The following is a 13,966-nucleotide window of genomic DNA, read 5'->3' as shown; positions in this document are numbered from 1 at the left end:
GAGGCCGTGTCGTGACCCTCGCTCCCCGCTCCGCTCCCGCACCGGGCACCGGCCGTGCCGCACCCGAACGGCCCGCCGTCCCCGCGCCCGCCACCGCCGCCACCCCGGGCGACAAGGCACCGCTCGCCCCGGAAAAACCGCGCGACGCGTTCTTCGACAACGCCAAATATCTGGCCATCGTGCTGGTCGCCCTCGGCCATGCCTGGGAGCCGCTCTACGCCACCAGCCGGAGCGCGGCCGCGCTGTACATCTTCGTGTACGCCTTCCACATGCCCGCGTTCACCGTGATCTCCGGCTATTTCTCGCGCAGCTTCGATGTGCGCCGCGACCGGCTCCAGCGGCTGATCACCGGCATCGTCGTCCCGTATCTCCTCTTCCAGACGGCCTATGCGCTGTTCCGCTACACGGCCGGCGACACCCCGAGCTTCTCGGTCAGCCTGGCCGACCCGTGGTTCCTCACCTGGTTCCTGGTCGCCCTGTTCATCTGGCGGCTCACCGCACCGCTGTGGCGGATCGTGCGCTGGCCGGTGCCGCTGGCCCTCGCGATCGCCGCGGCGGCCTCCGTGTCGGACCTGGGCAGCGATCTGGATCTGCAACGGGTCCTGCAGTTCCTGCCGTTCTTCGTGCTCGGGATGCGCCTGAAGGCGGAGCACTTCCGCCGGCTGCGCTGCCGGCCGGCGCGCCTCGCAGCGCTGCCGGTCCTCGCGGGGGCGCTGGTCTTCGCGTACTGGGCCGTGCCGCGGATGAACGACGCGTGGTTCTACCACACCGACAGCGCGCAGAACCTGGGCGCCCCGTGGTGGTGCGGCATCCTGATGCAACTGGGCATGTTCGCCTGCTCGCTGGTGCTCACGGCCTGCTTCCTGGCCTGGGTGCCGGGCCGCCGGGCGTGGTGCACCGCGCTGGGCGCCGGCACCCTCTACGGCTATCTGCTGCACGGCTTCCTCGCCAAGGGCTCGCGCTGGTGGAACTGGTACGACGCCGACTGGATCCACACGCCCTGGGGCGCCGTCGTCGTCACCCTCCTCGCCGGCGCGGTCGTCACGCTGCTGTGCACCCCGCCGGTCCAGCGCGTCTTCCGCTTCGCCATGGAGCCGAAGATGCACTGGGCGTTCCGGCCCGCACCCCGGTCCGGCGCAGGGGGCGGTACGACCTGACCCTGCGGGAGCGCCGGGGCCGGCGCGCGGCCTCACATCGGCCGCCGCCGGCCCCGGCGCGCGGTGCGCGGTGCGCGGAGCGCCGTCAGGCTGCCTGCGGGGCGGCCTCCTCCTCGTTGTCGGCCACGTCCCGCTTCGTACGGATGAGGTAGAGGACGAGCCCGAGGATGACGGCCAGGAAGAGGACGCTGGTGCCGACGGTGCCCAGGCCCAGGCCGCCGCTCCGCACCGGCTGGGAGAGGTAGTCCCCGATCGAGGCGCCGAGCGGCCGGGTCAGCACGTAGGCGATCCAGAACGCCCAGATGGTGTGGAAGTCCAGCGTGAAGCGGGCCAGCGCCACGGCGGCGATCAGCGCGGCGAAGACGACGGCGGAGAACCAGTACCCCAGGGCCAGCCGCTCGGCGGTCAGATCGCCCGCCGAGGTGCCGAGCGCGAAGGTGAACAGGATCGCCAGCCAGTAGAAGGCCTCCCGGCGGGGCGTGCGGATGGTGTGGATGGACAGGGTGCGCTCGCTCAGGTACCAGGCGAGGAAGGTCAGGGCGAGCAGGACGGCGAACACCGCCGTCGTCGTCTCCAGCGGCACCCCGAGGTTGTCCGTCAGGTTGTCGCTGATCAGCGTGCCGACCACGCTGATCAGGACCACCGCGAGCCAGTACAGCCCGGGGCGGTAGGCGCGCGCCCGGAACTGGAGGACCAGGGCGACGGCCAGCAGGCCTGCCATCAGGTACGAGGTGTTCGTCAGGCCCATGCCGAGGTTGTCGTTGAGCAGGTCGGCGGCGGTCTCCCCGACCGTGGTGCACAGCACCTTGATCACCCAGAAGTAGACGGTGACCTCGGGGACCTTGTTCAGCATCGGCGGCCGGTGCCGGGCGGGCGGCCCGGCGGGGTGCAGGTGGGTATCCGTTTCGGTACGCATACCGCCGCACGCTGGCAGGTGCCGCCTTAACGCCGCCTGACCGGCGCACGGCCGCGCTGCCCCTTGTGTCACGGCGGATAACATCAGTAACTGTGGCGTGGCTCATACGTGCGGTGGCGGCTCCTTTCCGGGCCGGCCGGGTGCTCGGCATCGACGGGACCGGACGCGTTGCGCGAGGGCAGTCGGCCCGATGAGCCCAGGCCACCCGAACCCAGCAGAGGCACCACTCATGGATCCAGCGGCCGCGGCTTCACCACCCCCTACGGGCATCAGCCTGCGCCAGCTGCTGATGTCGCTGGGCGAGCCCCTGGTGGAGCTGCAGGCCGCGCCCGCCGGGCTGGACGTCGAGATCCGCAGCGTGGCGCTGCTCGACCCGGAGGACCCGCCGCTCGCCCACCCCGGAGAGCTGATCCTCGCAATAGGCGCCCGGGGCCGCGCCGCGTTCCCCGCGCTGCGGGTGGGCGGGCGGGACGGCGCCGCCGCCGTCGCGGTGAAGCTGGACGCCCCCGGGCAGGCCGCGGCGCTCAGCGAGACCGCCGTCGAGGCGGGCGTGGCGCTGCTGTCCGTGCGGAGCGAGGCCCGCTGGGAGCAGGTGGACGCGCTGGCCCGGGCGGCCCTGGAGAGCGCGCCGCAGGGCCGCCCCGGCGAGGGGCTGGAGGAGGGCGACCTGTTCTCGCTCGCCCAGACCACGGCGGTGCTGACCGGCGGCATCGTCAGCATCGAGGACACCGCCAACCGTGTGCTGGCCTACTCCCGGTCCACCGACTCCGACGAGGTCGACGATCTGCGGCGGCTGTCCATCCTCGGCTGGCAGGGCCCGGAGGCGTATCTGGCGCGGCTGCGGAAGTGGGGGGTGTTCCAGCGGCTGCGCGCCTCCGACGAGGTGATCTGCATCGACAGCCACCCGGAGCTGGGGATCCGCCGCCGGCTCGCGGTGGCCATCCGGTCCGGCGAGCGGCAGCTGGGCACGATCTGGGTGCAGGAGGGCTCGGCGCCGCTGACCGAGCAGTCGGACCAGGCGCTGCTGGGCGCCGCCCGGGTCGCCGCGCTGCATCTGGTGCGCCGCCGCCGGGAGCTGTCCGCGGATCTGACGCTGACCCGTACGCTGGCGGCCGGGCTCCTGGAGGGCAGCACCGGCCCGCAGCCGCTGGCCAGCCATCTGGCGCTGGACGCCGCCCGCCCGGCCGCCGTCCTGGGCTTCTCGTACGGGACAGCCGGGTCCGCCACGCCGGAGCTGACCCGCGCCGAGGTCAGCAATCTGATCTCGGTGCACACCGCGGCCCGGCACCGCAGTGCCCTGGTCACCCAGGTCGACGCGCGGATCTATGTGCTACTGCCGCAGCTGCCGCGCAGCATCGACACCTCCACCCTCCGCGGCTGGGCGCAGGCGATCGTCGAGGCCGCCGGCCGCCATCTGGGCCTGTCGCTGCGGGGTTCGGTCGGCTGCGTCGTGCCGGGGCTCGGCGAGGTCCCCGACTCGCGCCGGGAGGCGGACCGGATCCTCGACGCCATGGTGAGCGTCGGCGTGGCCCCCGCCGTCGCCGCGCTGCCGGACATCCAGGCGGAGGTGCTCGTCAGCGAGGTGCTGGCGCTGCTCTCCGCGCACCCCGAGATGCGCGATCCGCGGCTGACCGCCCTGGTCACCCATGACAGCCGCAACCAGGGGCAGTTGGCGGAGTCCGTCCTCGCCTATCTGAACGCGTTCGGCGATGTCCGGGCCGCCGCCGCGGAGCTGCATGTGCACCCCAACACGCTGCGCTACCGGATCCGCCGCGCCGAGGATCTGACCGGCCTCGACCTGGGCCGTCCGGACCAGCGGCTGCTGGCGATGCTCCAGCTGCGGCTGCCGCCCGCGGGCTGAGCCGGTCAGCCGCCGCACGGCCCGCGCGGACCGTGCCCGGCCTCCCCCGCCGTGGCGTCCAAGGCGCGGCGCACGCTTCACCGGGCGTTCCGCCGGCGGACTCCGCGACGTCGCCCGGCACCGGTGGAGTGGGGCGGGAAACGGCGGCCCGGGCGGGTGGCGTCCGTCGGGCGGGGGCAGGGCGGGCAGGGCGCCCTCTTGCGCGTCGGTCGCCGGTATGACCGAAGTCACGCTGGAGGGGGCGCGGTCCGGGGTATCTGTGCCGGAGGCCAAGGCTTCGCGGGCGGCGTTGTCCGCCCGCACCAGCTGCCGGGCAAAGCCCTCCTGGGCAGGCCCGGTTGACTGCTCCCATACCGGGCGGAACGTCGCGTGCCGGTGAGGTGAGCCGCTTTTCCCGTCCCGGCACATTGGCCGGACGGACAGCCCTGCGGAACGAATTTGTCCGTTCTCACAAATACGCCGCGGCGCACCGCCACATACGCTTGCGCAAATCCAATCCGGACGTGATGCGGCTCACCTCTCAAGAGGAGGCCGGGCAATAGCGTGGCGGCGCGACAAGCGCCCCCCACCCGCGCAGGCATCCGAAGGCCGCGGACCCGCTCGTCGCGCCTTCGAACTCGTCAGGGCCATGATCGCCACCTGCCAGCACCCGGCCCTGTCGTGCGTCCGGTCACCGAGGCGATCAGCAGTCACCACGTGCAACACCCTCCAACCCTCAATGGATGTCCAGATGACTACTTCTCCCTCCAGCCCTGTGGCTGCGCCGCCCGGACCTCCGGGACACGGGCAGGCTCCAGAGCAGTCCGGTCTGCAGTCGGGCCTCAAGAACCGCCATCTGTCCATGATCGCCGTGGGTGGAGTCATCGGCGCCGGTCTGTTCGTCGGCTCCGCCTCCGGCATCGCCGCGGCCGGCCCCGGCATCCTGCTCTCGTACGCCCTGGTCGGCGCGCTGGTCGTGTTCGTGATGCGGATGCTCGGCGAGATGGCGGCCGCCAACCCCACCTCCGGCTCCTTCTCCGCCTACGCGGACCGGGCGCTGGGCCGCTGGGCCGGCTTCTCCATCGGCTGGCTGTACTGGTTCTTCTGGGTCGTGGTGCTCGCCGTGGAGGCGACCGCCGGTGCGGCGATCCTCACCAGCTGGGTCCCGGCCGTCCCGCAGTGGGCCTGGGCGCTGATCGTGATGATCGTCCTGACCGCCACCAACCTCGCCTCGGTCGCCTCGTTCGGTGAGTTCGAGTTCTGGTTCGCCGGCATCAAGGTCGTCGCCATCGCGGCCTTCATCATCCTCGGCGGCCTGGCGATATTCGGGGTGCTGCCCGGCTCCGGCCACGCGGCGACCGGCTTCGGGAACCTCACCTCGCACGGCGGATTCCTGCCGCACGGCCCCAGCGCGATCCTCACCGGTGTGCTGATGGTCGTCTTCTCCTTCATGGGCAGCGAGATCGTCACCCTCGCCGCCGGTGAGTCCGAGGACCCGCAGCGTGCGGTCACCAAGGCCACCAAGAGCGTCATCTGGCGGGTCGGCATCTTCTACCTGGGCTCGATCCTCGTGGTCGTCTCCCTGCTGCCGTGGAACGACCCCTCGATCGCCAAGAAGGGCTCCTACGTCGCGGCCCTGGACTCGATCGGGATCCCGCACGCCGGCGAGATCATGAAGGTCATCGTGCTGACCGCCGTGCTCTCCTGCCTCAACTCCGGCCTCTACACCGCCTCCCGGATGGCCTTCTCGCTCGGCCAGCGCGGCGACGCCCCGAAGGTCTTCGCCCGGACGAACCTCCGCGGCGTCCCGCAGGCCGCGATCCTGGCCTCGGTCCTCTTCGGCTTCATCGCGGTCGGCTTCAACTACCTGTGGCCGGACACGGTCTTCCAGTTCCTGCTGAACTCCTCGGGCGCGGTCGCGCTCTTCGTCTGGCTGGTCATCTGCTTCTCGCAGCTGCGGATGCGCGGCATCATCCTGCGCGAGAACCCGGACAAGCTGATCGTCCGGATGTGGCTGTTCCCGTACCTGACCTGGGCGACGATCGCGATGATCTCGTTCGTGCTGGTCTACATGCTCACCGACGACAGCGAGGGCGGCGGCCGCATCCAGGTCCTGCTGTCGCTGCTGCTCGCCGTGCTGGTGGTCGCGGTCTCGCTGGTCCGCGACCGGCTCGGCCGCGGTGCCGCCGAGAAGTCGGCCGTCACCTCCGGCTAGCCGGAACGGTCCGTGCGGTACGGGCAGAGGTGCGGTTCCCCCGCACCTCTGCCCGTACCGCGCTTCGGCACCGCCGCACCGGACCGCGTACCCTCGTCCGCACCCACGCCCCCGAGCACAGGGAAGTACGCCGCAGACATGCCCGCCTTCAGACGCCGCAAAGGCAACCTTCCCCGCCTGGTCCCCGAGCTCGACGACGCCCCACTGGGCCAGGTGCGCAGACGCGTCGAGACGGCCTGGTCCCGCGGTTCGCTGGACACGGCTGTCATGGCCCTGATGGCGAATGTGATCGACGACGCCGGCGAGGACTGGGACCGCAAGGCCCACCGGCTGTCGGTGCTCGCGCAGTCCGCGGGGCGGTCGCTGCCCGGCATCTGGCGCCAGCACCGCCCCGAGCACCACGGCGCCCTGCTGCTCCATGCCTGGTCCGATCTGATCCAGGCCCGGCAGCAGGGCGCCGTCGTCGATCTGGGCATCACCCGCGAGACCTGCCTCCAGGCGGCCGCGCTGATACCCGCCGACCCGACCCCGTGGACCCTTCAGCTGGCCGTGCTGCGCCTGGAGCGGCGCCCGTCCACCGAGCTGTCGGCGATCTGGCGCGAGATCAAGGCCCGCGACCCCTGGAACCGCGAGGCGCATCTGCAGGCCCTGGGCTATCTGTCGCCGGACGAGTGCGGCTCCAGCGCCATGGTGCTGGATCTGCTCGACGGCGTCCGCTCGGCCATGCCCTCCGATGCCCCGGCCGCCGGGCTGGAGCTCACGGCGTTCGTGCACAGCCATCAGCGGGCGGTCGCCGGCGGCGGGCTGTCCGCCGTGGGCGCCGGGGAGATCTGGCGCCGCCCCGACGCCGCCCGGGCGCTCGACCACGCCGCGCACTACTGGACGAGCCCGGGTTTCCTCACCCACGCGGCCGCCCTGGCCGATCTCAACCTGCTGGCCTACGCGTTGCTGAAGTCCTCCCGGACGGCCGAGGCCGGGACCGTGCTGCGCGCCACCTCGGGCGTGGCGACGCCCTGGCCGTGGAGCCTGGAGGGCGAACCGCTGGAGCGGTACGCGCACTACCACGGGCGGTATGCGAGCGAGGACCCCGACGCGAAGCGCGGGGGCCGGCGGCGCTGACCCCCGCGGACCGCGGGACGGCCCGGGGCGGCCGGTGCCGCGCCGCCACCGAGGGGGCGTGAACAAGGGCGCGGGGCATCTGTGCGAGCGCCTACCCGGAACGGGTGTTTTTGTCGGCTCTTGCGGCGTATCGGGACTGTCCGACCCACTTCCAGGGGATCCCCTGACGGAAGAGGGTGGGAGCTCCGCATGCGCGACGGCGTCAGCACAGACCGCCCGGCGGCACGGGGCGGCCGGCGCGTGCCGCTGCTCCTGGCACTGCTGGCCCTGCTGTTCGCCACGCTGACGCCCTGCTGGGCGCACGGACCGGCCCTCGATCCCGCCGGCTGCCCGCTCCGTCCCGCCTCCCCCGCCGCCGCCCCGGCCGAAGGACCGTGCCTGCCCGCGGGGCCGGTGCTCGCGTCGGACGAGGACGGGGGCAGGCATCCGGGCAGCGGCGTGCGGCGCCTGTGCGACGCGACGGTCTGCCATGCGCGCCCGCATCTGCCCACCGGCCCCGGCGGCAAGACGCTCGGGGACTCTCCCGTGACGGAGATCGGCCCGGCCCCGGGGGGCACCTCTTTCTCGGCGGTCCTGACGGCCGCCGCTCCTGCCGCGCCGAAGCACGTGGCCGTCCTGCGCTGCTGAGCGCGCCCGGTCGCACTCAACTTCCCTCTCCCTCACGGGACTTGGGGTGAGTGCGGCCTGCTGCCGTCAGCGTTCAGGACTTCCACCGCAGGAGAGATGGCATGCCCCTCGACGTCTTCGCCGCGCTCGGCGCGCTCGTCCGTGCCGAAGCCCGGCGCAGCGCACCGCACCCCCGGTCCGCACCCGCCGACGAGACCGCGCCCCGGACGCCGGAGAGCCCGGCTTCCCCGCCGGACGATCCGGCGTCCGCCGCCCCCGGCAGCGCGTCCCGCACCCGCGGGTGCCTGCTGTCCCGGTTGCTGCGGCGGCTGGCCGCGCTCTTCCGCTAGCACCCGTCCGGGCCCGCCGGCTCCGGGCGGGCCCGGTCCCCGCCCCCGTTTGTCCGCCCCTCCCCGGGGCGCGATCCTGGGGGCATGGCCACCGTCGCAGGCTCGGACACGGTGCACGGCTGGGCCGTTCGGCGGCCCGGCCCGGTCGACTCCGGGCCGCTGGTTGCCGTCCGCCGCCCCGTCCCCGCACCGGGCCCCGGTGACCTGCTGCTCCGGGTGGAGGCCTGCGGGGTGTGCCGTACGGATCTGCACCTGGCGGAGGGTGACCTGCCGCCGCACCGCCCGTCGACCGTGCCGGGCCACGAGATCGTCGGCCGGGTGATCGCCGCCGGCGGTGCGGTGACGGGATTCCGGGTCGGCGACCGGGCCGGCGGGGCGTGGCTGCGCGGCACCTGCGGCGTCTGCCGCCACTGCCGGGCGGGGCACGAAAACCTCTGCCCCGAGTCCCGGTACACCGGCTGGGACGCCGACGGCGGCTTCGCCGAGGCCGCGCTGGTGCCCGCGGCCTACGCCTACCCGCTGCCGGACGACCAGGACGCCACCCTGCTGGCGCCGCTGCTGTGCGCCGGGATCATCGGCTACCGCGCGCTGCGGCGCAGCGCCCTGCCCACCGGCGGCCGGCTCGGCATCTACGGGTTCGGCGCCTCGGCACATCTGGCCGCGCAGGTCGCCCTGGCCGAGGGCGCCACCGTCCATGTACTGACCCGGTCCCCGCAGGCCCGTGCGCTCGCCCTGGAACTCGGCGCCTCCTCGGCGGGCGGCGCCGACGACCGCCCGCCCGAACCGCTGGACTCGGCGATCCTGTTCGCGCCGGTCGGCGAGCTGGTGCCGGTGGCGCTGGAGGCGCTGGACCGTGCCGGGACCCTCGCGGTGGCCGGTATCCACCTCACCGACATCCCTCCGCTGAACTATCAGCGCCATCTCTTCCTGGAGCGCGAGCTGTGCAGCGTCACCGCCAACACCCGCCAGGACGGCCGGGAGTTCCTGGCGGCCGCGGCGCGGATCGGCATCCGGGTCACGGTGAGCCGCTATCCGCTGAGCCGCGCCCCGCAGGCGCTCGCGGACCTGGCCGCCGACCGGGTGAGCGGAGCCGCCGTCCTGACGCCGGACTGAGCGGGGGCGGCGGGGGCAGGACCGGCGGCCGCGGCAGGGCAAGCCCTTCCCCGTAGCCGACCGCGCCCCTGCCCCCGCCGAGTAGCTCCCGCCTCCCCGCGTGCCGCACCATGGAGACAAGGCGGTAATTTCCGAATTGTCCGATGAGGCGGTGGCGGGGCTGACGCCCTGACCCCGAGGGCGGATACGGCGACCGTGGCTTATGACGACGGCTTCCGGCGTACGGAGGCGGTGCAGGCAGTGACCGCACGAGTCCTTGGGTCCACGGGGGCCGAGCTGACCGCCGTCTTCGTACCGGCCGAAGGCGGCGGCGACCTCCAGCTGGCCGAGATGGTCGGGGGCTCCGGCGTCCCGTACGGGCTGCCGACCCGCTACCCGCTCTCCGGCGCCTCGCCGGTCGCCACGGCCTTCCGTACCGGCGTCGCCCTGTGGCTGAGCCCGGCGGAACTCGCGGCGTACGGGGCCGACGGTTCCCCCCTGGCCGCCGGGACGGCTCCCTGGAACGGTGCCGGCACCCCGCCGCCCGAGGTCTCGCTGGCCGTGCTGCCGCTGGGCGGCGAGACCCGGCGGCTGGGGTGCCTGGTGGTCGTGGAACCGGCCGCGGAGGCCTTCGACGCCGACCGGCGGCATCTGCTGGAACTCCATGCCGCCCAGGTGGCCGCCGGGCTGGAGGCCGTGGGAGCCCGGGTCATGGCACGGACCGAGCGGCGGTCGCTGCTGGGGCCGGGGCTGGACACCCTGCGTGGCGGGGCCTTCACCCTGCTGCTGCGCACCGGGCGGATGACGGCGGACCGGCTGGTGCTGGAGCTGTTCGGCATCGCGCCCGAGCAGTTCGACGGGCGGGTGGAGACCCTGCTGGCGCACACCGCACCGGACGACGCGCCCGCGCTGATGTCGATCGTGGAGCCGGGCGGACTGCCCGTCGCCGGCCAGCAGCTGTCGATCCGGATCCGCCGGACCAACGGCGAGCTGCGCTGGCTGAGTCTGCGCTGCCGGGTGCTGGTCGACACCGACGGCGCCCCGGAGCGCGTGCTCGGGGTGGTCGCCGACGCCTCGTATCTGCGCCCCACCGCCGACGAGGTCTCCGTCGTGCAGCGGCTGTCCACCGCGCTGGCCGGCGCCACGACCGTGCGGGACGTCAGCCGGGTGGTGGTCGCCACGCTGCGGCTGCCGCTGGCGGCCCGCCGGGTGGCGGTGGCCGAGCTGGAGGCGGACCGGCTGGTGGTGTCCGTCCTCGATCCCCCGGAACCGTCGGACTGGCCCGCCGTGTGGCGCGCCGAGTGGCGGTCCGAATGGCCCGACACCTCGTGCCAGTCGATGCCGACGCTGGAGAGCGTGCTGCGGTCCGGGCACGTGGCCCTGTGGCCGCGCGGGGCCGCCCTCGAACCCGGCCTCGCGGACCTCGGACCCGGCGGCCTGGCCGTCCTGCCGCTGCCGGCCGAGGGCCGGATCGTCGGGGTGTGCCTGCTGGGGTGGGACGAGGAGCACGCCTTCGGGCCGGAGGAACGGTCGCTGCTGACCGCGACCGCCGGCCTGGTGGGCCAGGCCCTGGTCCGCGCCCACGCGCTGGACGCCGGGCACGAGCTGGCCACGATGCTCCAGCGCAGCCTGCTGCCCCGCAAGCTGCCGACGCTGCCCGGCGGGGTGGCGGTCGCCCGCTATCTGCCCGCCACGATGGGCCTCGAAGTGGGCGGCGACTGGTACGACGTCATCCCGCTCGCCGACGGCCATGTCGCGCTCGTCATCGGCGACGTCGAGGGCCACAGCGCCGGCGCCGCCACGATCATGGGCCAGATGCGCACCGCCATCAGGGCCTACGCGGTGGAGGGCCATCCGCCCGACGTGGTGGTCTCGCACGCCAACCGGCTGCTCCTGGGCATGGAGACCGATCTCTTCGCCACCTGCTGCTATGTGGACCTCGACATGGAGGAGGGCATCGCCTGGTTCGTCCGGGCCGGGCATCTGCCGCCCCTGCTGCGGCTGCCCGACGGCAGCACCGAGGCGCTGCGCATCGAGGGCGGGCCGCCGCTGGGCGTCTCCGCGGAGGGCGAATACCCGCTGACCGAGGTCGGGCTGGCCGCCGGCACCGTGCTCGTCCTGCTCACCGACGGCCTGGCCGAGTCGGCCGCCCTCCCCCTCGACGAGGGCATCGGCCGGGTGCGGGCGGCGCTCGCCGCGGCCGATCCCGCCGATGCCGGGCGGCTGGCTGATGAGCTGCTCGGCGGTGCCAAGCGGCGCGATGACGACGTGGCGCTGCTGGTGCTGCGCTACGACGGGATGCGGGTCCGCCCCACCCGGGTGCGCTGGGCGGTGTGGCGGCTGCCCGACGCGGTGATGCACGCCCGCCGCTTCACCGCCCGCACCCTGCGCTCCTGGGGCGTGACCGACGAGGTCGACGTGGCCCTGCTGGTGGTGTCCGAGCTGGTCACCAATGCCATCGCGCACACCCAGGGCGAGGTCCGGCTGGATCTGACGCTGGCCGCCGACCGGCTGCGGGTCGCGGTGAACGACGCCTCGCCGCGCGCCCCGGCCAAACCGGCGAGCGTGGACTGGGAGGCGACCGGCGGCCGCGGGCTGCTGCTCGTCGAGGCGATGTCGGCGTCCTGGGGTTCGGTGCCGCTGAGCGGCGGCAAGCAGGTGTGGAGCGAGATCTCCCTGCCGCCGGGCGAGCGGCCCGGCACGGCCGGCGGGGCGGCCGGTCCGGACGCCCCGGCGGACGGCGGGGAGGTGCGCTGAGATGCGAGCGCGGCGGCGCGGAGCCGGGGTGATCCTGGCCGGGCTGTGCCTGGTCGCGGGGCCGGTCGCGTGCGGACAGGCCGGCGGGGTGCACGAGCCGGGCGCGCCGTCCGGCGGGGCCGTGCGCATCGGGGTGCTGCTGCCCGACAACACCTCGCGCTTCTACAAGTTCGACAAGCCGCTGATCGAGAAGGAGATCCACCGGCTGTGCCGCGAGTGCACGGTGGAGACGGAGAGCGCCCAGCACGACGTGGCCACCCAGCAGCAGCAGATGGACGCGATGATCACCAAGCGGGTCGAGGTGCTGGTCCTCGACGCGGTCGACTCCAAGTCGCTGCGCTCCTCGGTCGACGACGCGCACCGGGCGGGCATCCCCGTCGTCGCCTACGACCGGCTCGTGGAGGGACCGGTCTCGGCGTATGTCTCCTTCGACGGGGCGAAGGTCGGCCGGCTCCAGGGCGAGGCGCTGCTCAAGGCGCTGGGCGGCAAGGCGCGCCACGGCCAGATCGTCATGATGAACGGCGCGTCGACGGACCCCAACTCGGCCTGGTTCAAGCGGGGCGCGCTGGCCGCGCTCCAGGGCAAGGTGAAGATCGGCAAGTCCTACGACACCGCCGGCTGGCGGCCGGAGAACGCCAACCTCAACATGTCCGCCGCCCTCTCGGCGCTCGGCGCCGACAGTGTCGCCGGTGTCTACTCCGCCAACGACGGGCTCGCCGCCGGCATCATCTCGGCCCTGCGGGCCGCCAAGGTCAGTCCGCTGCCGCCGGTCACCGGCCAGGACGCCGAACTCGCCGCGATCCAGCGCATCGTGCGGGGCGATCAGTACATGACGGTCTACAAGCCCTTCACGCCCGAGGCCGACACCGCGGCCGCGATGGCCGTCGCCCTGGGGCGCGGCAAGAGCCTCGGCACCCTCACCACACACAAGGTCGACAGCCCCACCACCCAGAACATCCCGTCCGTGCTGCTCACCCCGGTCCCGGTGACCGTGGGCCACATCAAGGACACCGTGGTGCGGGACGGGATGTACACCGTCCGGCAGATCTGCACCCCCAAGTTCGCGGCCGCGTGCCTGCGGGCGGGACTGACCAGGTAAGGCAGGTGCCCATGGAGCCCGGCGCGCCCCTCCGCCGACCGACGGCGCCGCTGCTGGCGCTGCGCGGGATCTTCAAGCGGTTCGGTGCCGTGCAGGCGCTGGCCGATGTCGACTTGGAGGTCCGCGCCGGGCAGGTCGTCGCGCTCGTCGGCGACAACGGCGCGGGCAAGTCCACGCTGATCAAGGTGATCGCCGGGGTGGACCCCGCCGATGAGGGAGTGGTCGAGTGGGACGGGCATCCCGTCCAGGTCACCCGGCCGCACGAGGCCCAGAACCTGGGGATCGCCACCGTCTACCAGGACCTCGCGCTGTGCGACAACCTCGATGTGGTCGGCAATCTCTTCCTCGGCCGGGAGATCCACCGGTTCGGTGTGCTCGACGAGGTGGAGATGGAACGCCTGACCCTCGATCTGCTCGACACCCTCGCCATCCGGCTGCCCGATGTGCGCCTGCCGGTCGCCTCGCTGTCCGGAGGGCAGCGGCAGACCGTCGCCATCTCCCGCTCGCTGCTCGGCGCGCCGCGGCTGGTGCTGCTCGACGAGCCCACCGCGGCGCTGGGCATCGAGCAGACCGCGCAGGTCCTCGACCTCGTGGAGCAGCTGCGTGAGCGCGGGCTGGGGGTGCTGCTCATCAGCCACAACATGGGGGACGTCAAGGCCGTCGCGGACTGGATCGCGGTTCTGCGGCTGGGCCGCAACAACGGGTTCTTCGATGTCACGACCACCTCCCACGAGCAGATCATCTCCTCGATCACCGGAGCCACCGACAACGCCGTGACGCGGCGCGCCTCGCACGGGTGGGAGGCGTAGGCGTGA

Annotated in this window: 11 protein-coding genes; 10 read left to right on the top strand and 1 reads right to left on the bottom strand. The window is 73.5% G+C overall.

The features are described from left to right. Positions 1–11: 11 nt before the first annotated feature. Positions 12–1,157, top strand: coding sequence for an acyltransferase family protein (locus tag IEY78_RS00565; RefSeq protein ID WP_189095319.1), 1,146 nt, complete (start codon positions 12–14; stop codon positions 1,155–1,157). A gap of 85 nt (positions 1,158–1,242) precedes the next feature. On the opposite strand, the gene IEY78_RS00560 is transcribed toward IEY78_RS00565, so the two are convergent. Continuing rightward, a complete protein-coding gene (locus tag IEY78_RS00560) occupies positions 1,243–2,073 on the bottom strand; it encodes a COG4705 family protein (protein WP_189095318.1) in 831 nt (276 codons plus the stop codon). 229 nt (positions 2,074–2,302) lie between these two features. Between IEY78_RS00560 and IEY78_RS00555 the strand changes: the two genes are divergently transcribed. From IEY78_RS00555 to IEY78_RS00515, 9 genes are all read left to right on the top strand, one after another. Then, entirely contained in the window at positions 2,303–3,934 is a 1,632-nt protein-coding gene (locus IEY78_RS00555) for a helix-turn-helix domain-containing protein (RefSeq protein ID WP_229699602.1), read from the top strand. A 730-nt stretch (positions 3,935–4,664) separates the two neighbouring features. Continuing rightward, positions 4,665–6,128: an amino acid permease gene (locus tag IEY78_RS00550; protein ID WP_189095317.1), complete on the top strand. Its 1,464-nt coding sequence runs from the start codon at positions 4,665–4,667 to the stop codon at positions 6,126–6,128. 138 nt (positions 6,129–6,266) lie between these two features. Further along, positions 6,267–7,247: a hypothetical protein gene (locus IEY78_RS00545; protein ID WP_189095316.1), complete on the top strand. Its 981-nt coding sequence runs from the start codon at positions 6,267–6,269 to the stop codon at positions 7,245–7,247. 189 nt (positions 7,248–7,436) lie between these two features. Continuing rightward, a complete protein-coding gene (locus tag IEY78_RS00540) occupies positions 7,437–7,874 on the top strand; it encodes a hypothetical protein (RefSeq protein WP_189095315.1) in 438 nt (145 codons plus the stop codon). A 101-nt stretch (positions 7,875–7,975) separates the two neighbouring features. After that, entirely contained in the window at positions 7,976–8,203 is a 228-nt protein-coding gene (locus tag IEY78_RS00535; RefSeq protein ID WP_189095313.1) for a hypothetical protein, read from the top strand. An 84-nt stretch (positions 8,204–8,287) separates the two neighbouring features. Then, the gene (locus IEY78_RS00530; protein WP_189095311.1) at positions 8,288–9,316 is read left to right on the top strand and encodes a zinc-dependent alcohol dehydrogenase family protein; all 1,029 of its coding nucleotides are present in this window, start codon (positions 8,288–8,290) and stop codon (positions 9,314–9,316) included. 195 nt (positions 9,317–9,511) lie between these two features. Beyond that, the gene (locus IEY78_RS00525) at positions 9,512–12,052 is read left to right on the top strand and encodes a SpoIIE family protein phosphatase (protein WP_373294029.1); all 2,541 of its coding nucleotides are present in this window, start codon (positions 9,512–9,514) and stop codon (positions 12,050–12,052) included. 1 nt (position 12,053) lies between these two features. Then, positions 12,054–13,151, top strand: a complete 1,098-nt coding sequence (locus IEY78_RS00520; RefSeq protein WP_189095309.1) for a sugar ABC transporter substrate-binding protein — start codon at positions 12,054–12,056, stop codon at positions 13,149–13,151. An 11-nt stretch (positions 13,152–13,162) separates the two neighbouring features. Next, positions 13,163–13,960, top strand: coding sequence for an ATP-binding cassette domain-containing protein (locus tag IEY78_RS00515; RefSeq protein WP_189095718.1), 798 nt, complete (start codon positions 13,163–13,165; stop codon positions 13,958–13,960). The last annotated feature ends 6 nt before the right edge of the window (positions 13,961–13,966 follow it).

Origin of the sequence: Streptomyces kronopolitis, from assembly GCF_014646275.1 — a bacterium.
GTDB classification, from domain to species: Bacteria; Actinomycetota; Actinomycetes; order Streptomycetales; family Streptomycetaceae; genus Streptomyces; species Streptomyces kronopolitis.
This window is presented reverse-complemented; position numbering and strand designations above follow the sequence as displayed.